This window comes from Arthrobacter sp. B0316-1-20 (assembly GCF_059091865.1).
The window spans coordinates 262107-279259 of sequence record NZ_JBNHHC010000005.1 but is presented as its reverse complement, the minus strand read 5'-3'; the positions used below and the strand labels follow the sequence as shown (position 1 = coordinate 279259).

17 protein-coding genes are annotated in these 17153 nt (G+C 67.9%); 5 read left to right on the top strand and 12 right to left on the bottom strand.

Translation table 11 applies throughout. The features are described from left to right. Positions 1 to 63 precede the first annotated feature (63 nt). From AC5RW2_RS10835 to ssd, 4 genes are read right to left on the bottom strand one after another with little or no spacing between them, the layout of a single operon-like run. Positions 64 to 618 carry a type II secretion system F family protein gene (locus AC5RW2_RS10835; RefSeq protein ID WP_493962407.1) on the bottom strand — a complete coding sequence of 185 codons (555 nt, stop codon included), beginning with the start codon at positions 616 to 618 and terminating at the stop codon, positions 64 to 66. Beyond that, entirely contained in the window at positions 615 to 1424 is an 810-nt protein-coding gene (locus AC5RW2_RS10830) for a type II secretion system F family protein (RefSeq protein ID WP_493962408.1), read from the bottom strand. Before AC5RW2_RS10830 ends, AC5RW2_RS10835 begins: the two co-directional genes overlap by 4 nt. Next, positions 1421 to 2587 carry a TadA family conjugal transfer-associated ATPase gene (locus AC5RW2_RS10825; protein WP_493962409.1) on the bottom strand — a complete coding sequence of 389 codons (1167 nt, stop codon included), beginning with the start codon at positions 2585 to 2587 and terminating at the stop codon, positions 1421 to 1423. The genes AC5RW2_RS10830 and AC5RW2_RS10825 overlap by 4 nt, the downstream gene beginning before the upstream one ends. Beyond that, positions 2584 to 3690 carry a septum site-determining protein Ssd gene (ssd, locus tag AC5RW2_RS10820; RefSeq protein WP_493962410.1) on the bottom strand — a complete coding sequence of 369 codons (1107 nt, stop codon included), beginning with the start codon at positions 3688 to 3690 and terminating at the stop codon, positions 2584 to 2586. Before ssd ends, AC5RW2_RS10825 begins: the two co-directional genes overlap by 4 nt. Before the next feature lie 110 nt (positions 3691 to 3800). Here ssd and AC5RW2_RS10815 point away from each other — a divergent pair, with 110 nt between their 5' ends. After that, positions 3801 to 5507: a bifunctional 3'-5' exonuclease/DNA polymerase gene (locus AC5RW2_RS10815; RefSeq protein WP_493962411.1), complete on the top strand. Its 1707-nt coding sequence runs from the start codon at positions 3801 to 3803 to the stop codon at positions 5505 to 5507. A 295-nt stretch (positions 5508 to 5802) separates the two neighbouring features. Here AC5RW2_RS10815 and AC5RW2_RS10810 read toward each other — a convergent pair whose 3' ends face one another. Then, positions 5803 to 6312 (bottom strand): hypothetical protein, encoded by a 510-nt coding sequence (locus AC5RW2_RS10810; protein ID WP_494073907.1) that lies wholly within the window; start codon positions 6310 to 6312, stop codon positions 5803 to 5805. 671 nt (positions 6313 to 6983) lie between these two features. Between AC5RW2_RS10810 and AC5RW2_RS10805 the strand changes: the two genes are divergently transcribed. Further along, positions 6984 to 7241, top strand: a complete 258-nt coding sequence (locus tag AC5RW2_RS10805; RefSeq protein WP_494073906.1) for a hypothetical protein — start codon at positions 6984 to 6986, stop codon at positions 7239 to 7241. Positions 7242 to 7261: 20 nt separating this feature from the next. Here the strand turns inward: AC5RW2_RS10805 and AC5RW2_RS10800 are convergent, their stop codons facing one another. From AC5RW2_RS10800 to AC5RW2_RS10790, 3 genes are read right to left on the bottom strand one after another with little or no spacing between them, the layout of a single operon-like run. Next, positions 7262 to 7966: an NUDIX hydrolase gene (locus tag AC5RW2_RS10800; protein ID WP_493962413.1), complete on the bottom strand. Its 705-nt coding sequence runs from the start codon at positions 7964 to 7966 to the stop codon at positions 7262 to 7264. A 2-nt stretch (positions 7967 to 7968) separates the two neighbouring features. Continuing rightward, positions 7969 to 8784 (bottom strand): endonuclease III, encoded by an 816-nt coding sequence (nth, locus tag AC5RW2_RS10795; RefSeq protein WP_493962414.1) that lies wholly within the window; start codon positions 8782 to 8784, stop codon positions 7969 to 7971. Continuing rightward, the gene (locus AC5RW2_RS10790; RefSeq protein WP_493962415.1) at positions 8777 to 10354 is read right to left on the bottom strand and encodes a hypothetical protein; all 1578 of its coding nucleotides are present in this window, start codon (positions 10352 to 10354) and stop codon (positions 8777 to 8779) included. Before AC5RW2_RS10790 ends, nth begins: the two co-directional genes overlap by 8 nt. 288 nt (positions 10355 to 10642) lie before the next feature. Between AC5RW2_RS10790 and acs the strand changes: the two genes are divergently transcribed. Further along, positions 10643 to 12622 carry an acetate--CoA ligase gene (gene acs, locus AC5RW2_RS10785; RefSeq protein WP_493949284.1) on the top strand — a complete coding sequence of 660 codons (1980 nt, stop codon included), beginning with the start codon at positions 10643 to 10645 and terminating at the stop codon, positions 12620 to 12622. A 224-nt stretch (positions 12623 to 12846) separates the two neighbouring features. Then, entirely contained in the window at positions 12847 to 13299 is a 453-nt protein-coding gene (gene aroQ / locus AC5RW2_RS10780; protein ID WP_493949283.1) for a type II 3-dehydroquinate dehydratase, read from the top strand. Between the two features lie 10 nt (positions 13300 to 13309). Here aroQ and AC5RW2_RS10775 read toward each other — a convergent pair whose 3' ends face one another. Further along, a complete protein-coding gene (locus AC5RW2_RS10775; RefSeq protein WP_493950066.1) occupies positions 13310 to 14494 on the bottom strand; it encodes a MarP family serine protease in 1185 nt (394 codons plus the stop codon). A gap of 252 nt (positions 14495 to 14746) precedes the next feature. On the opposite strand from AC5RW2_RS10775, the gene AC5RW2_RS10770 reads away from it, so the two are divergent. Next, on the top strand, positions 14747 to 15424 hold the full coding sequence (locus AC5RW2_RS10770; protein WP_493939227.1) for a Crp/Fnr family transcriptional regulator: 678 nt from the start codon (positions 14747 to 14749) through the stop codon (positions 15422 to 15424). 150 nt (positions 15425 to 15574) lie between these two features. Here the strand turns inward: AC5RW2_RS10770 and AC5RW2_RS10765 are convergent, their stop codons facing one another. The 3 genes from AC5RW2_RS10765 to sp36 are packed head-to-tail and all read right to left on the bottom strand — an operon-like array spanning position 15575 to position 17143. Then, positions 15575 to 16459, bottom strand: coding sequence for an NUDIX hydrolase (locus tag AC5RW2_RS10765; protein WP_493949282.1), 885 nt, complete (start codon positions 16457 to 16459; stop codon positions 15575 to 15577). A gap of 31 nt (positions 16460 to 16490) precedes the next feature. Further along, the gene (locus AC5RW2_RS10760; protein ID WP_493949281.1) at positions 16491 to 16985 is read right to left on the bottom strand and encodes a RidA family protein; all 495 of its coding nucleotides are present in this window, start codon (positions 16983 to 16985) and stop codon (positions 16491 to 16493) included. 2 nt (positions 16986 to 16987) lie between these two features. Next, complete coding sequence (gene sp36, locus AC5RW2_RS10755; RefSeq protein WP_493939147.1) at positions 16988 to 17143, bottom strand: Sp36 family protein; 156 nt, start codon at positions 17141 to 17143, stop codon at positions 16988 to 16990. Positions 17144 to 17153: the final 10 nt, after the last annotated feature.

Here is a 17153-nt window from a genome sequence, read left to right as displayed (position 1 = left end):
CCGGCAGGGCTCGTGTGCTGCTGGTGCACAACCTGCGGTCCCGGCTGCACTGTGGAGGAATGCTTAAAACCGGGGCACGAGGGCGACCAGCACCGGCACAACACCCAGCGCGATGAAGGAGGGAAGCGCGCACAGGCCCAGCGGGAGGACAAGCTTGGTGCCGAGCGCGGCCGCCCGCTGCTGGTCTTCCTGTCGCCGGCGCCGGCGCAACTGGTCGGCTTGGGCAAAGAGCACTGCTGCAGACGGAGCGCCCGTAGCGGCACCGAAGCGTAAAGAGTCGCGGAGCAGGTCCAGCCCGCTTCCGCGGTCCCCGAGTGCCCAGGCCTCCTGCCACTCCACGCCCAGCAGTAGTGCCGACGCGACTCGTTGCAAAGCCGTTTGCTGCGGTCCGCGAGCGGTGGCAGCAAGGGCAGCCACCGCGTGCGGCAGGGACAGGCCGGCGGCCAGCATGGCTCCCAGCAAGTCCAAATGCAGGGCCGGATCCGCTTCATCCGCACTGCCGCTCCCCCGCTCCCTGCCCGTGGCCCGCCCGGCAGCGGTTGGCCCTTCTCCGGACAGCCCCGGCCACAGCAGCAAGGTGGCGCCGAAGAGCAGGACGGCCGTCAGGACCGGGATCACAAGGAATCCTGTCCGGCGGCACGTTGGACAAGCTCGCGCGACCAGAGGCGGGCGCCAATCATCAGCGCTGCTCCGATGACCAGGACCGGCCACCCCGATGCCGACAGCAGCAGCGTGCCGATGGGATCGGCTCCCATGGCGGTTCCGAGGCCGAGTCCCAGCAGCGGCAACCAGGCGAGCAGGGTGGCCGTCGCCTTCGGTCCCGCCAGCGCAGTATGGCGCGCCGCCCTGCCATCGAGCCGATCCTGCAGGTGCCGCGCATAATTCTCCAGCAGCAGCGCCAGGGGCGCCCCGGTTTTTTCGGACACCTCCCAACAGGAGGCGAGGTCCTGCCACATGCGTTGCGCCGCGGCAGAGGCAACGTCCACCCGCCTGCCGCCGGCGGTCGGCTGTTGCCGGCGCAGAACCGGTCCGATGCCCAGTCCCAGTTCCGCGGCTTGGGCCGCCGCTCGAAGTTTGGGCAGCAAGAGCGCGGATCCTCCCGTCGGCTCCCCGGGTGCTGACCCCCTCCGGTCGGGTTTTCGGCTGCCCTGCGGCTCGCCGCCAGACGGTTCCAGTCCAGCGTAGACCGCGAGCATGTCCGGCCACAGCTGTGCCGGGGCGCGCCCCGCACGCAGCAGCGCGGCCAACTGCCGGACGAACAGCGGCAACTGGTCCAAGGGGGCCGCGGCGGCTTGCCGTCGCCCGCCGTTGCTGAATTGCCTGCGCCGGGAGCCTCCATCCGCGTCCGCTGGGCCGGGCTGCCTCCACGGCAACAACAGCAAGCAAGCGGTCGCGATCAGCAGGAAGACAACGAGCGCAGTCACGGAAACAACCGTCCGCGGAGTTCGTCCCAGCCAGGGCCATGCCGGACGCTGGCGCCGTCGGCAGCCAGTGCCGTGATGGTGCGCAGACGGCCGGCATCGGTGGTTTGCAGCAGGCAGACTTCCTGCACGCAACGCCCTGTGTCGGTCCGCTGCATCGAGATCACCAGGTCCAGTGCGTTTGCGGCCTGCAGCGCAATCGAGTCGGCGTTCATGCCTGCGAGCGCGCCCATGGCGGCCAGCCGTGCCGGCACGGCTGCCGCAGCATTCGCGTGGATGGTGCCCCCGGCGCCGGCGTGACCGGTATTCATCGCGGCCAGGAACTCCCGGACTTCCGCCCCTCGGCACTCTCCGACCACCAGCCGGTCCGGGCGCATCCGCAGGGCCTGCCGGACCAGCTCCGCCATGCCAACCGCCCCCGTGCCCTCCACATTGCTGGTCCGGCTCTGCAGACCCACAACATGCGGATGGGCCGGATTCAGTTCGGCTGCGTCCTCGACCAAAACCATCCGTTCCTGAGGAGAAACCGTCCCCAGCATTGCCGCGAGCAACGTGGTCTTGCCGGATCCGGTTGCTCCACAGATCAGGAAATTCAGGCGCCGGAGCACAATGGCTTCGAGGTAAGGCTGCCACTGCGGGGCGGCGACGAGCAGTTCCGAAAGTGCGAAGCGGTGCGGCCGGTGGAGGCGGATCGACAGCAGTGTGCCGCCGGTGGAAACCGGCGGCAGCACGGCATGGACCCGGTAGCCCGCGAGGTGTACGTCGGCGCACGGATTCCCGTCGTCGAGTCGGCGGCCGCCGGCCGCAACCAGACGTGCGGCCAGGGCCCGCACATCGGCATCGCTGCCAAAGGCGACCTCGGCCCGACGCAGGCCTCCCTCGCCGTCGGTCCACACGTCGTGCGGGCCGTTCACCAGAATGTCCGTCACCCGGGCATCGGCCAACTGCTGCAGTGGCCCAAGTCCGCGCAGCTCCGCGGACAATGAGTCGACCGCCTGTAGGGTGCCGGCTGTTCCCAACAGCCGTCCGCTCGATTGGACCGCCGCTGCCAGTCGCACCCCGGTCACCGGCGACGGGTCCGACAACACGGCACTGCGGAAGGGCGCCACGCTGATTCCGCGGGCCTCCGCCGGCGCGGCCCGGCGCCCCCGGCCAGCGCCAGTCACAGCAGTCTCCCCGGTGGATGTCCGCTATCCAGCCGCTCCAGCACGCCGGCACATAACGAACGGATCCGCCGGTTGGACGCCAGCTCCAGCAGCCGGCCGTCGCGCTGGGCAGCCGGCACCGCCCGTAGATGCGGCAGATACCCGGCCAGCGGCATGCCCAGCCCCTCGGCGATCAGCTGCTCGTCCGTCCCGGCAGGCAGCGGCCCTCTGACCACCACGTGTACGTTGGCACCGGTGTCGGCTGCAGCGGCCGCCGCAGGCACCGCGGCCCGGCGCGAGCGGCCATCTGCTCTGGTCAGCAGAACGATGTCGTCCGCTGGCAGCCCGATGTCGGGAGCCGTCCCCAACCGTCCGGCGTCGACCAGCACCAAGCCAAAAGCGCCGGCGGCAGCTGACATGACCGCAGCCGCCGTCTCGACCGCCGGCATCTCCGGCAGGGTTGCTTCCCCTGCCCCGGGCCATGACAGCAGGGAGAAGCCGGTTATGGCCGGCAGCGATGCCGCCAGCTGCACCGGGTTCACCGTGCCCTGCGCTTCGGTCAGATCCGGCCAAACCAGCCCTGGGATGTCGGCGGCGCCCAGTGCCGACGAGAGCCCTCCGCCCAGCGGGTCACCATCAACCAGCACCGTGGCTGTTCCAGCACGCGATGCCGCCGCGGCCAGCCATCCTGCCAGCGCCGAAGTCCCCACTCCGCCACTGGCTCCGTGCACGGCAACCAACTTTCCCGCAACCTCACGCCGCCACGTTCGGCTCAAGTATTCAGCCAGCCACGCCGCCCCGTCGGGCAGCACGGCCACCCTGCCGGCAGCCGTCGAAGCCGCCAAGTCCCAGAGAGCCGGCGCCTCATCGATGAAACCGACCACGATGACTTCCGTGGTGGACCGCGGCACCCGGGCGTACCCGGTTCCCAACAGCACCGGGGTGGCTCCGGCTGCGGTCACCGGCGCTCCCGTCGGGCCGTCGGGGCGGAGTGCCAGCCCTGCCGCCGCAGCAATCCGTGCGACTTCATCGCGCAGCCGATCAGTGCCGCCGAGGAGCACAACGTCGGTCGCTTCCGCCGGTCTCCAAGGCGCACGTTCCTTGACCGTTTGGTGTCTTGGCATGATCCGATCGTCCCGTGAGTCCGGCCGCTGCCGGCCCATAGTGCCGGCCGATGTGTACCGCGGCGGCCTGCCGCACCGGTGTGGAGGACAGGTCAGGGGAGAATTGAGGCGTGTACATTGTCCTGGCGTCGGCAGCGCGGAACATTGCCGTGCCCGCGGAGACGGAACCCGAAGCGTACCTGCAGCGCACCGACGCGCACGGCGCACCCGCCGGGCCACCCGCCGTCGTGCCCGCCGGGAAATTGGCTGAGACGGTCCGCAGCCTCGATGCAAAGGCACCTCGCTGGGTTTTCGAATCCACCCGCGATGCTTATCTGCCGCTGCTCGCCGCCGGGGCGGGCGTGGACCGGAGCCACGATCTGGCGTTGGTCCGCAGCATCCTGGCGCTGTCCGTCTACGCTCCCGACACGGAATACATCCGCGCGCTCCGGGAGGAGCCGGTTGCGCACCAGGACGACGAACTGCCCCGCCATTTGCCGCCGCTGCCGCAGTCCCCGGACCAGTTCACGCTCTTCGACGAACCGCAGGCCACAGGGACTGCTTTGGAAGACCTGGTGGCCGAATTGCAGAACCAGCTCGCCGCTGTTGCTGCCTCGCCGCAGCGCGGCCGGCTGCAGCTGCTGCTGGCGGCCGAATCGACCGGCGCCCTGATCGCCACCGAAATGGAACACTTGGGCGTGCCGTGGAGCGAAGACATCCACCTGGACATTCTCTCGTCCCACTTGGGTGCGCGGCCGGGGGAAGGCCAGCGGCCGAAAAAACTGGAGGAGCTCGCCGTCAAGCTCGGAAAGGAGCTGGCCAATCCCAGCTTCAACCCGGACTCCCCGCAACAGCTCATCCGCGCCCTGCACCGGGCCGGCATCGAGGTCAAAACCACCAGTTCTTGGGAGTTGAAAAAACATTCCCATCCCGCGATCGAACCGCTGCTGCAATACCGCAAACTCTCCCGCCTGTTCACGGCCAACGGCTGGGCGTGGCTCGATGCCTGGGTTCGGGACGGCCGCTTCAGGCCCGAGTACGTGGTGGGCGGCGTGGTCACCGGGCGCTGGGCGTCGCGCGGCGGTGGCGCCCTGCAGATACCGGGCCAGATCAGGGATGCCGTCCGTCCGGATCCCGGCCACAAGCTCGTCGTCGCCGACGCAGCCCAATTGGAACCCCGTGTGTTAGCTGCACTGGCACAGGACTCCGCCCTGGCAGCGGCAGGGCGGGGCAGGGACCTCTACCAGGGTATTGCCGACGTGGGCTTCGGGGGTGACCGGTCCAAGGCGAAGATTGCCATGCTGGGTGCCATGTATGGGGCCACCACCGGTGAATCCGGCCGGCTGATGCCCCAGCTCACGCGCACATATCCGCAGGCCATCGCGGTGGTCGAGCGTGCGGCGCGGGCCGGCGAAGCGGGGCGAGTGGTCAGTAGTTATCTGGGCCGCAGCTGCCCTCCGCCGTCCGACCGGTGGCGGGCCGCTCAACGGACTACCACCGCGGAGGAGCAGCGACGCGCCGATGGCTTGGCTCGCAGCCGCGGCCGCTTCACCCGCAACTTCGTGGTGCAGTCCACCGCTGCGGAGTGGGCACTGTGCTGGTTGGCGGAATTACGACGCCGGTTGCGCGCCTGCGCTGCCGAGGGCGCCTCTGTGGGGGACATGGTGTTCTTCCTGCACGACGAGGTCATGCTGCATGTCCACGAGGACCGGGCGGATGTGGCCCGCCGGCTGGTCGAAGAGTCGGCCGCCGCGGCCACTCGCCTGGTCTTTGGCCGGATCCCAGTGGAATTCCCGGTCAGTGTGGCCGTAGTCGATTCCTACGCCGACGCTAAGTAGATCCTTTGCCCCGCTCCGGGTGGAGTTATCCACAATGCCCATCTTTGCCATGGTCGGCCCTCGCTGTCCGCCGTAGCGTCGTTCCCACGGTGAACAGGTCGGCGGTGTTGGAGGAGGGATGCGGATGGGAGTGCTGACCATCGACACTGCCGCCTTGGAGCAGGCCGCCAGGGCGGCGGGAAGGGCCGCCACAGGCTTCGAGGACGTGCGGGCAGCGGCAAACGGCCGGTTGGGTGTGGGCGCTGCGATGTCGGGTTGGGAGGCCGATGCTGCGTTGTGGGGACATGCCTACGACTTAGAGGCCGCGCAACTGCTGCGCGGGCTGGAAGGACTTGCTGCCGCCTACGGCCGGCTCAACTCCGCCACGCAGTGCGCCGCTGCCCTCTACCGCTTTGCGGAACAGGCAGCCGCGGGATCTACCGCAACCTTCGAACATCCGGTGCCCCCGCACGGCGAGCGCTGCCTCCCGCTGCCTGCTTCGGCCGTCGGCGGCAAGTTCCCGCTGCTTCCGGAACTTGGGCAGCTGATCGCCGGCGCCGCCGGCGTGCGGTGGCCATCCGGCGATGCCGCAGCACTGCGCAGCACAGCCGGGGTCTGGCAGGACATCGGCAGAGCGACCAGAGAACATGCGACTGCTGCAGACCAAGCGGCGGCGGGTGCGCTGTCCGGCCTTCGCGGGGCGGATGTGCTGCTGCTGCACGACGCGCACGGTGAGCTGACGACGTGCGCGTCCGTGCTGGCGGACGGTTGCGACGCCCTCGCCCAGGGCTGCAACGAGTACGCCGGCGCGGTGCAACTGGCGCATCAGCAACTGGTTGAGGAGGCGACCGCTTTTACCCGCGATGTGGCGCTCACTCTGGGTGTGAGCCTGGCGCTGGCACCGGTCAGCGCAGGGCTCACGGTCTGGATCTCCAGCGCCGCCGGTGCTGCCCGGCTGGCTGCTGCGGCATCCATTTTCCGTTCGGTGGTCGGTGCGCTGGGGGCAGCATCGGCGCGGGCCGCCGGCACGAGTGCAGCAGCGATGCCACGGATCGCCACGGCGTCACACCGGATGCGCGGGATCCTAGCTTCCTCCACGGCCTTCGCAGCTCAGGGGATGGTTAAGGCAGCCACCCGGGCAAAGATCGCCCTCGCCTCCGAGAACACGGCGTCGGCACGGGCCCTGGCGCGCCGCCACGGAGACTCCATCCTCGGGGTGCTGGCCGCCGGACCGGAAAGTCTGGTCCTTCAGCTTGCCGGCCAGACCGCCCAACGCCGGCTGACTGCGCAGCTGGCGCCGCGGCTTCTCTCCTCGGTGCCGATAGCGAACCCTGTGACTTCCGTCCTGAAGCCGGGCAGGATGGTGCCGTTCGTTTTTTCCGTCTTCACTGCCTACAACTGGGCCCAACGGGCCGATAGCGCGTGGACCCTGACGACGAAGGACTCGTGGTTGAAGCAAGTCCTGGGCACCGGCGGCGGTAGCTCGCTGCCGCCCGCATGGGACAATCGATCACCGGCGCGACGCCCGGGACCCGCACCCACGCCGTCGCCTCGCCCGGGACCCGCACCATCGCCGGAGCCGCGCCCGGGACCCGCACCGTCCCCGTCGCCGCGCACAGACCGTGGGCCAGGTCCGGCCTCTGGCCAGCAAACCACCGCCAAACCAACGGCCCCCTTCCGGCCGTCGGTTGGCAGTACCACCCGGCCATCCCCGCCGCCTGCGCCTGCTCCCCCGCCGCGCGCGGTTCCGCCTGAGCCAGGCAGGCGGGATAGCGTCAGTCGTCCCCGGGGCGCGGAGCGATCGGGGCCGGGATCTCCCGCGACGTGTCCCAGTCCAAAGTCCACCCCAAATCATCAAAAAGATGGCTCAGCAGGATCGCGGTAAAGCCCCAGACCACCACTCCGTGGACCAGGAACGCCGGGCTGCGGAAGACCTGGCCGCCGCGCCGGAGCACCGACATGCGCCGGTTGGCAGGGTCAAGCAGGTCCGCCACCGGCACCCGGAAAACCTGTGCGGACTCGGCGAAATCCACCACGGCCACCGGCGAGGGAGAAGCCCACCAGGCCACGACTGGAGTAACCAGGAAGTTGCTGACCGACAGCGGGATGTCCGGCAGGACCCCCAGAACCTCCACCCCGGTGGCGTCCAGCCCGGTCTCCTCCACCGCTTCGCGCACCGCGGCGCCAACAGGACCGTCGTCGTCGGGATCAATACCGCCACCTGGAAAGGCCACCTGGCCCGGATGCGAGCTGAGGTTGGCGGCGCGCTCCACGAACAGCACGTCAAGGTCGTCCGGTACGGCGGAGTCGTGAAAGTGAGCCGGCGCATCGTCCAATGCGCCAAAGAGCAGGAGCACCGCTGCCGGCCGGACCGTTTCCGCGTCCAAGGCGGCGTTGTACCACCGCTCGCGTTCACGGACCGAGAGCCGCTGTTCCATCGGCAGCTCCATGAGCCGCTGCAGATCCTTCTTGGCGCTCACTGTCAGGCTCCCAGCGGGAAGCCTGCGGCGCGAAGCTCCTGGCGGGTCTCACCGGCCATCATCCGGGCCAAGAGTTCTTCCCGGCCGGGCGCCAGTTCATATTTCAGCAGTTTCCGGGCTTTCTCCGGATCAACTTCCCCTTCGCCATAGGAAGGGCACCATTGGGCCACCGGGCAGGCGCCGCAGGCCGGCTTGCGGGCGTGGCACACGCGACGGCCGTGAAAGACCACATGGTGCGAGAGCATGGTCCAGTCCTTGGGTTCAAACAGCTCCGCCACGTCGAATTCCACCTTGACGGCGTCGGTGGAATCGGTCCAGCCGAAGCGACGCGACAACCTGAGGAAATGCGTGTCCACCGTGATCCCCGGGATGCCGAAGGCGTTGCCGAGCACCACGTTGGCGGTCTTGCGTCCGACGCCGGCGAGCTTGACCAGGTCGTCCAGCTTGCCCGGGACCTCGCCATCGAATTCATCGACGATCTGGCCGGCCATCTTGAGCAAGCTCTGACTTTTGGCACGGAAGAAACCGGTGGGCTTGATCAACTCCTGCAGTTCCGTCTCATCTGCCTCGGCGAGCGCGCGGGCATCCGGGTAGCGTGCGAAGAGCGCCGGCGTGGTCATGTTGACCCGGACATCGGTGGTCTGCGCAGACAGGATGGTTGCCACCAGCAGCTCGAAGGGGTTGCTGAAATCGAGCTCTGCCACCGCATAGGGGTAGTGTTCGGCGAGCTCTTTGTTAATCCGTCGGGCCCGGCGTTTGCGTGCAAGCAGGGATTCTTCGGTCTTGCGCCGGCGGGTGGCCGGCGCGCGGTCAGGCACGCTCAATGTTTGTCAGGTCCCTCAAGACGCCCACCCGGCCGTCCGTGTGCTGGACCAGGAATTCATCCCCCCGGTCCTGCAGCGCCAGGATCCATGACCCCGGCTCGACGGTGAACATGACCTGCCCGGTGCTCTCGTCCAAGACCGGGCGGGTGCGTCCGACGGCGAACCAGAAGGCTTCGTACTCCTCCTCGGCTTCCTCGTAGTGTTCACGCGTGGCGCTGATTGGAGACGACGCCGAGGCAGCGTCGGCGGGGCGGTCAGTGCCCTTCGCTGCGACGGACGGCATCGCCGCGGTCGCAGTTTCCGGGACGGCGTCGGCACGAGTCGCTCCGGTTCGGGCCGCGCTCGGCTCGGTGGCGGCAGTCGCGCCGGTTCCGGCTCCGCTGGGTTCTGCGGCGGCCCCGCCTACCGCCCCTGCGGTAGGGACAGCTGTCCCTGCCTGCGCATCAGCACTGCGGACCGGTGCCGCGCCGTTGCCGCCATCCTGTGGCTCGGCGGTGCCCGCTCCGGCAGTCTCCGGGGTCCGCTGACCGTTGTCGGTCGGGTTGGGGCTTCCCACCACCGTTTTGGCAGAGTACCCCACGTCGCGGGCGATACCGCCTGCAGCGTGGGCAGCGGCCCGCGTGGTTGCCGTGCCGCTCGAGTCGTCAGTGACCGGGATCCCCACGGCCTCCCCGTCTGCGGCACCCGGCGCGACGGAGTCGTCGGCTGCGAGTTCCGTGGCTTGCTGGACTCCGGCCGGGCTGGCGGCGGTTTCCCGTCCCGTGGTGTGCGTCGAGGTGCCAGTGGCTGTTTCCGACTCTTGCGTTACGTGGGCAGCTGCGGCAGCACCCGCAACCCCGGCTGCTCCGTTGCCGGCGGGCGCGGCGAACTGGCCGGTGGACGGCTGTGCCGCACTGTTTTGGTCCCAGCCCGCCGCGGCCGGAGCTGCGGCTCGATAGGCACCGGTTGCACCGGCGGAAACCCTTTGGTCGTGGGTAGCAGGCAGGCCGCTTTCCATCCCGTACGCGGCAGGCGCGCCGGCAGCCGCGCCGGCACCCTGAGCGGCAGTCTTCGGCGCCTTCGGCTTGGGGGCAGCCGGGATGGCATCCCGCGCCACCGGGTGGGCGGGTGTCTCGGGACGGCCCGCAAAATCCACGGCAAGCTGCGGGATCCAGCGTGCGCAGACGGTCCCGGCGAAGAGCACCAGGGCACCGATGAATCCAATTATTCCGCTGACGCTGTAGACGGTGACGATGGTCAAAAAGTAGAAGGCCAAGCCCAGCGATGCCACCACAGAGGCGAATTGGTCAACGGACAAAGAACCGATCCGGAGCGGTGTCTGCGGGGCCAATCGGCGCACCACGAAGAGCACCAGCACCACCGCAGGCAGCAGGATGCCCAGCGCCAGCTGGAACAGTCCGGCCGAATTCCACAGGTTCACACCGATGCCCCGGAGGACTTCAAGAGGCAACACTGAGGAGAGGAACAGCAGAACGACGCCGGCGCCCACCACCAGGTCTCGCACGGTGAATGGGCCGGCCACCGCTGTTCCTGCCGTGGCGTGGGTCTGGGAGCTCTGTGACATCGTCGATCCTCCGGGTCGTTGCGGCTGCAGAGCGGGCCAAGCCCACTGTGCAACGTTCTGGCGCTGGTCTCAGCGTAGTCAAGGAACCAACCCTTCACTAGCCGGATCACCGCCGTCGAACGCACTTGCATGTGCCGTTCAGCGCAGATTCAAGACCTTTTGCATCCCGCATTGTGACGGTCAACACTGCGGAAGGCGCGCAAAGGATTAGGCTGAAAAGCAGCAGATGCGCCCGGCTGACAGAAGCCGGAGCATGCAACGACCGCAGCAAAACGAAGGGGCCTTCTTATGTCTGAAGCCAACGGAACGCAGACTTCCACCGCCGCCGGCGATGCTTTGGAAAACCTGCTCCAGGAAAACCGCAGGTTTGCGCCAAGCGCTGAATTCGCCGAGGCAGCGGTGGCCCAGCCGGGTGTTTACGCGGAGGCCGAGGCGGACCGTCCGGCGTTCTGGGCCCAGCAGGCCCGCGAGGTTTTGTCTTGGGACAAGGACTTCAGCCAGGCCTTGGACTGGTCCGAGGCGCCGTTCGCGAAGTGGTTCGTCGGCGGCGAACTGAACGCTGCCTATAACGCTTTGGACCGGCACGTGGAGAACGGCCTGGGCGACCGGGTGGCGATACATTTCGAGGGCGAGCCCGGCGACACCCGCACCTACACCTACGCGCAACTGACCGAGGAAGTGAAGAAGGCTGCCAACGCGTTCGAATCCCTCGGCGTGGCCAAGGGTGACCGGGTTGCCGTCTATCTGCCGATGATCCCGGAAGCGGTGATCACCATGCTGGCCTGCGCCCGGATCGGCGCGGTGCACTCGGTGGTGTTCGGCGGCTTCTCCGCCGACGCTCTGCGCTCCCGGATCGACGACGCCGAAGCGAAGCTGGTGGTGACCGCCGACGGCACCTGGCGCCGCGGCAAGCCGTCCCCGCTCAAGCCCGCCGTAGACGAGGCGCTCTCCGCCCCCGGCCACACGGTCACCAACGTGGTGGTGGTCAAGCGCAACGGCGAACCGGTTGACTGGCACGAGGGCCGCGACCAGTGGTGGGCGGACACCGTGGAGGCTGCGTCCGCGGAGCACACCCCGGTGCCGCACGACGCCGAGCACCCGTTGTTCATCCTCTACACTTCCGGCACCACCGGAAAGCCCAAGGGCATCCTGCACACCACCGGCGGCTACCTCACCCAGTGCGCGTACACGCACAAGGTGGTCTTCGACCTGAAACCGGAAACCGACGTGTTCTGGTGCACCGCGGACATCGGCTGGGTCACCGGCCACTCCTACGTCACATACGCCCCGTTGATCAACGGCGCCACCCAGGTCATGTACGAAGGCACCCCGGACACCCCGCACCAGGGCCGCTGGTGGGAGCTTGTGGAAAAGTACAAGGTCTCCATCCTCTACACCGCGCCGACCGCGATCCGCACCATGATGAAGTGGGGCGAAGACATCCCCGCCAAGTTCGATCTGTCCTCCATTCGCTTGCTCGGTTCCGTCGGTGAGCCCATCAACCCCGAAGCCTGGATGTGGTATCGGCGCGTCATCGGCGGCGACAAGGCCCCGATTGTGGACACCTGGTGGCAGACCGAAACCGGTGCGCACATGATCGCCCCGCTGCCCGGCGTCATCGCCACCAAACCCGGCTCCGCGCAGGTCGCGGTGCCCGGCATCGCCGTGGACGTGGTGGACGAACTCGGAGACTCCGTCCCCGACGGGCACGGCGGCTACCTGGTGATCCGTGAGCCCTGGCCGGCCATGCTGCGCGGCATCTGGGGCGATCCGGAACGGTTCAAGGAAACCTACTGGTCCCGGTTCGAGAACATGTACTTCGCCGGCGACGGCGCCAAAAAGGACGACGACGGCGACATCTGGCTGCTCGGCCGGGTGGACGACGTGATGAACGTCTCCGGCCACCGGCTCTCCACCACCGAGATCGAATCCGCCCTCGTCTCCCACCCCGCGGTCGCCGAAGCCGCCGTCGTCGGCGCGAAGGACGAAACCACCGGCGAAGCCGTCGTCGCCTTCGTCATCCTGCGCGGCGGCGCCGCGGAAGACCCGGACATCGTGGCCACCCTGCGCAACCATGTGGGCAAGGAGATCGGCCCGATCGCCAAACCGCGCACCATTTTGATAGTGCCGGAACTGCCCAAAACCCGCTCCGGCAAAATCATGCGCAGGCTGCTTAAGGACGTCGCCGAAGGACGCGAAGTCGGCGACGCCACCACCTTGGCCGACAACACCGTCATGCAGCAGATTGCCGCCTCGCTGAAGGGCTGACGCTCAGCCCGGCCGCAAACCGGGGGCTGCCCGCTGACTATGTCGGCGGGCAGCCCCCGGCTTGCGCCAGTGAAAAAGCTCCGCGCCTGCGCCGGCGGGGACTGTCGGGCCCGGCAGAAACCTTCGTGCCCGGCAGGGACCTCCGCACGCCAACCTTGGGGAATCGGCCGGACCTCGCGTAACAGGAGATCTCGCCGGCGGCGCGATTGAGGCATAGTAAGGGCATGACTGCAGACACTCCCGGATCCCGCCGCGTGCTGGTACTGAACGGCCCTAACCTGAACCTGCTCGGCACACGCGAGCCCGAGGTGTACGGCACTGCCACACTGGCGGATGTGGAGAAGTTGGCGGCCGAGGCCGCGACGGCGCACGGCTGGACCGTCGAGTGCGTTCAGTCCAACCACGAAGGCGTGCTCATCGACGCGGTCCACGCTGCCCGGGACACTGCCGACGCCATCATCATCAATCCTGGCGGCTACAGCCATACTTCCGTGGCGCTCCGGGACGCACTCTCCGGCGTTGCGCTGCCGGTGGTCGAAGTGCACATCACCAACATCCACAAGCGCGAGCAGTTCCGCCACCACTCCTACATTTCCGGTGTGGCAGACGCGGTGATCGCGGGTGCGGGCATCGCCGGTTACCGGCTGGCGGTCGAATACCTCGCCGGAGTCCTCTAGCCCGGCAACATTAGCGGGTCACGCACTGGCCGGCGGAGATGGTCTCCTGGTAGCCACGTGCCGCGTCCACCACCGGCTGGACCTCTGCCAGCGTCAACGCATAACCCACCGGCACGTTCTGGGTGGACTTTGCGAACACCACACCGGCAACGTTGCCGTCGGCGTCCAGCAGCGGTCCGCCCGAGTTGCCTTGCTTCACGTCCGCGGCCAAGGTGTACACCTGAAGCGAGGACGGGTCGGCGCCGTAAATGTTCTGCACCAGAACCTGCGAACGGCCTTGGACGGTGGCCGGGTTGCTCTGGAACGGGCCACCGGACGGGTATCCCTGGAACGCCGCGAAGTCGCCTTCGGACAGTTCGCCGCCCAGGGGCAGCGGCCGGACGTTCAAACCGTCCACGGCGATGACGGCCAGGTCGCGCACCGGGTCGAAGAACACCACCCGGCCGGGCAACACCCGCCCGTCTGGGATCTCCACCACCGGTTCGTTGACGCCGGCCACGACGTGCGCGTTGGTCATCACCCGGTCCGGCGCCACCGCAAAGCCAGAACCCGTCTGGTTCTGTCCACATTGAAAGGCCGTGCCGGCGATCCGCAGCACCGATGCCGATGCCTGGTTCAGCGCCGGGGTGTCCGTGCTGGCGTCGGGAACCTGCGCCGATTCCTGCGGCGCCTGCGGATCGAGCACCAGTGGGATGCCGTCTGCCACCACGACGGAACGCACCTGGGCCGCCCAGGCCTTCACCGGATTCGGGGTCAGGTGCTCGATGGACGCGATCACCTTGGACGAGGCGATTTGCTGGGAAATAAACGGCACTCCCATGGTGCCCAGGCTGAACGCCAGCATGGAGATCACCAACGCGGTCACGGCCAGGTTCATGGCGCCGCCCAGCAGGCGATCCACCGGCCGCAGCGGCGGGAAGTCCATCCGCCGCCGGATGCTGGCGCCGATCCCCGATCCGAGGGCGTGTCCCAGCACCACCAACAACACCGCCACGGCAATAGTTGCGGTGAGCCGCCATGCACTGTCCGGCACCCACTGGCTGACCAGTGGGATCGCGAAGAACGCCGCCACCCCTCCGGCGATGATGCCAACAATGCCGCCGAGCGTGACCACGAACCCCTTGCGCAGGCCTGACACCAGATAGGACAGGAGGATTAGCAGGAGGACGACGTCCAAGATGGTCAGGCCGAAAATCACACATTCTCCGTAGCGGGTCGGATGTGCAATAGTCTAAGCCGTCAACCTGCGGGAATTATTCAGGCAGCCCGGCCGTTGTCCACTCCGGTAGACGCTGCGCGGCCCGCGATGCCGCCGGTTTTCCCGTCCTCTGGGAGCGAAAAGCCTTGTGGAAGATGTCACAACCGTTTTACATACGGCAAAATGGAAGCCAGTGCCCCCACGGGAGAGCAGCCTGATCACGCCGAACAGTACTACATTGGAGAATTCATGGACGTAGAGATCCTTCGCCGCGCACCTCTTTTTGCAACCCTTGACGACGACGTGTTTGCAGCGCTGACCGACGAGTTGACCGAGGTCGATCTCTCTCGCGGCGCTTCGGTGTTCCGCGAAGGTGACCAAGGCGACCAGCTCTATTTCATTGTCTCTGGCAAGATCAAGCTGGGCCGCACTGCATCCGACGGCCGCGAAAACCTGGTGGCCATCCTCGGCCCGGGCGAGCTTTTCGGCGAAATGGCACTGTTCGACCCGAGCCCGCGCAGCACCTCGGCAACGGCTGTTTCTGAAACCCGCCTGGCCGGGTTGAAGAACGAGAACCTGCGTGGCTTGCTGGAGACCCGTCCCGAGGTGTCGGCGCAACTGCTGCAGGCCCTGGCCCGCCGCCTCCGCCGCACCAACGACTCGCTGGCCGACTTGGTCTTCTCCGACGTCCCGGGCCGGGTTGCCAAGGCCCTGCTGGACCTGGCCGACCGCTTCGGCCGCCCGGCCACGGATGGCATCCTCGTGGCGCATGAGCTGACCCAGGAAGAGTTGGCTCAGCTGGTGGGCGCCTCCCGCGAAACCGTGAACAAGGCTTTGGCCGAGTTCGTCCAGCGCGGCTGGCTGCGGCTGGAAGCACGCGCCGTGGTCATCCTGGACATCCAGCGCTTGCGCCAGCGTTCTCGCTGATTTCAAAAGCACGACGGCGGGGGCTCACCATAAGGTGGGCCCCCGCCGTCGTACTGGCTGCTTTGATGGTGCCGGCCGGCCGGGCTGGAACGGGACTGGCAACCTTCGGCTGGGGAAACAGCCGGGCGGCCGGTGGTGGACGGTGTGCGCTCAGCGGCCCCGCTGAACGGCTCCACCTTCGGCAGCGGCGCTGGCCGCAACCTGCAGCATCGGAACCCCATTCACCAGCACTAGTTCCGGGTGGTAGCTCCGCTGCGGGCGCTTGTGTGAGAGGTAGGCAATGCAGCCGCGAGCCGACGCGATCTTCTCCACGATGACCTCGACCGCCGGCGACGTCACCTCGCTGAAGGTGAGTCCCCGTGTGTCGGGCTGGCCCACCAGGTCGCCCAACGCGGTGGTTTCCCGCCCCGCCAGCAGTTCCTGAGCCGGTAGCCAGGCCGCCCACATGCCCTTGCTTTCCAGCAGGGACGGCGGCTGGTTGGCCGGCTGGGCGGCAGCGAAGTAGCGGGTGTCGAAGCGGCGGTGGGCGAAGTCCGGGCTCAGCCAGTTGGACAGCGGCTTGAGCAGGTCAGTACGCACGCCCAGCCCGCGCCGGGCAAGGGCCTCGGCGAAGGACTTTTCCTGGCCGGCCACCGCCTCGCGGGTGCGCATCCAGTCAGCACCGGAGGTGGATTCCGGCAGGCTGGACTCGTCCGGGCCGGCCAGCAGCACGCCGGTTTCCTCGAACAGTTCGCGGATGGCCGCCACCACATGGGCCTGGGCAACGCGATGGTCGTTGATCCCCATGGTTTCGGCCCATTTGGCCGGCGACGGCCCGAACCAGGTAACGGGCTCGCCGTCGGCATCATCCAGGCTGCCACCGGGAAACGCCACCGTGCCCAACGGAGAGGAACCCGACCGGTAGCCGAGGTAGGTTTCGGTTCCGGCCGGGCCATCCCGGACCAGCACCACGGAGGACGCCAGGCGCGGCTTCCGCGGTGTGCGTTCCCCATGCTCGAACCAGCTGTGGGCCGCTCCCAGCTGGTCCGGAGCCACTGGGAAAAGCCGTTGCTCCTCCCGAAGCGGACTAGCTGAATTCGGCAATCAGTTCTACCTCAACCGGCGAATCCATCGGCAGCACTGCCACGCCGACGGCGGAGCGGGCATGGGCGCCGGCGTCGCCGAGCACTTGTCCCAGCAGTTCGGATGCGCCGTTGATCACGCCCGGCTGGCCGGTGAAGGCGGGATCGGAGGCAACGAAACCGACGACTTTGACGATCCGGGTGATCCGGTCCAAGTTGCCGATGACGCTCTTGACCGCTGCCAGCGCATTCACCGCGGCCGTCGCAGCCAGCTTCTTGGCCTCGTCGGCGCTGACCTGGCCGGCGCCGTCGCCCACCTTGCCCACGGCCTGCAGTTCGCCCTTAACAAATGGCAACTGCCCGGAGGTGTAGACGTAGTTTCCCGTGACAACAGCCGGTACGTAGGCGGCCACCGGGGCTGCGACCTCCGGTACGGACAGGCCCAGTCCGGCGAGCCGCTCTTCGACGGCGGACTTCCGGGCTTCGGTCGTTTCGCTCATGGCTACTGCTTCTCCCTCTTCAAGTAAGCGACCGGGTTGGTCCCGTTCGGGCCCGGGATCACCTGTACCAGCTCCCAGCCGTCCTCACCCCACTGATCAAGAATCTGCTTGGTAGCGTGGATGATGAGCGGAATTGTCGCGTATTCCCATTTGGTCATGACTGAAAGC

What these genes read in the sequence shown, in the direction of transcription:
- ssd (WP_493962410.1), bottom strand. Translation starts at nt 3,690, where the DNA reads ATGCCAAGACACCAAACGGTCAAGGAACGTGCGCCTTGGAGACCGGCG.
- AC5RW2_RS10810 (WP_494073907.1), bottom strand. Translation starts at nt 6,312, where the DNA reads ATGCGCCAGTTGCACCGCGCCGGCGTACTCGTTGCAGCCCTGGGCGAG.
- AC5RW2_RS10805 (WP_494073906.1), top strand. Translation starts at nt 6,984, where the DNA reads ATGGGACAATCGATCACCGGCGCGACGCCCGGGACCCGCACCCACGCC.
- AC5RW2_RS10790 (WP_493962415.1), bottom strand. Translation starts at nt 10,354, where the DNA reads ATGTCACAGAGCTCCCAGACCCACGCCACGGCAGGAACAGCGGTGGCC.
- acs (WP_493949284.1), top strand. Translation starts at nt 10,643, where the DNA reads ATGTCTGAAGCCAACGGAACGCAGACTTCCACCGCCGCCGGCGATGCT.
- aroQ (WP_493949283.1), top strand. Translation starts at nt 12,847, where the DNA reads ATGACTGCAGACACTCCCGGATCCCGCCGCGTGCTGGTACTGAACGGC.
- AC5RW2_RS10770 (WP_493939227.1), top strand. Translation starts at nt 14,747, where the DNA reads ATGGACGTAGAGATCCTTCGCCGCGCACCTCTTTTTGCAACCCTTGAC.
- AC5RW2_RS10760 (WP_493949281.1), bottom strand. Translation starts at nt 16,985, where the DNA reads ATGAGCGAAACGACCGAAGCCCGGAAGTCCGCCGTCGAAGAGCGGCTC.
- sp36 (WP_493939147.1), bottom strand. Translation starts at nt 17,143, where the DNA reads ATGACCAAATGGGAATACGCGACAATTCCGCTCATCATCCACGCTACC.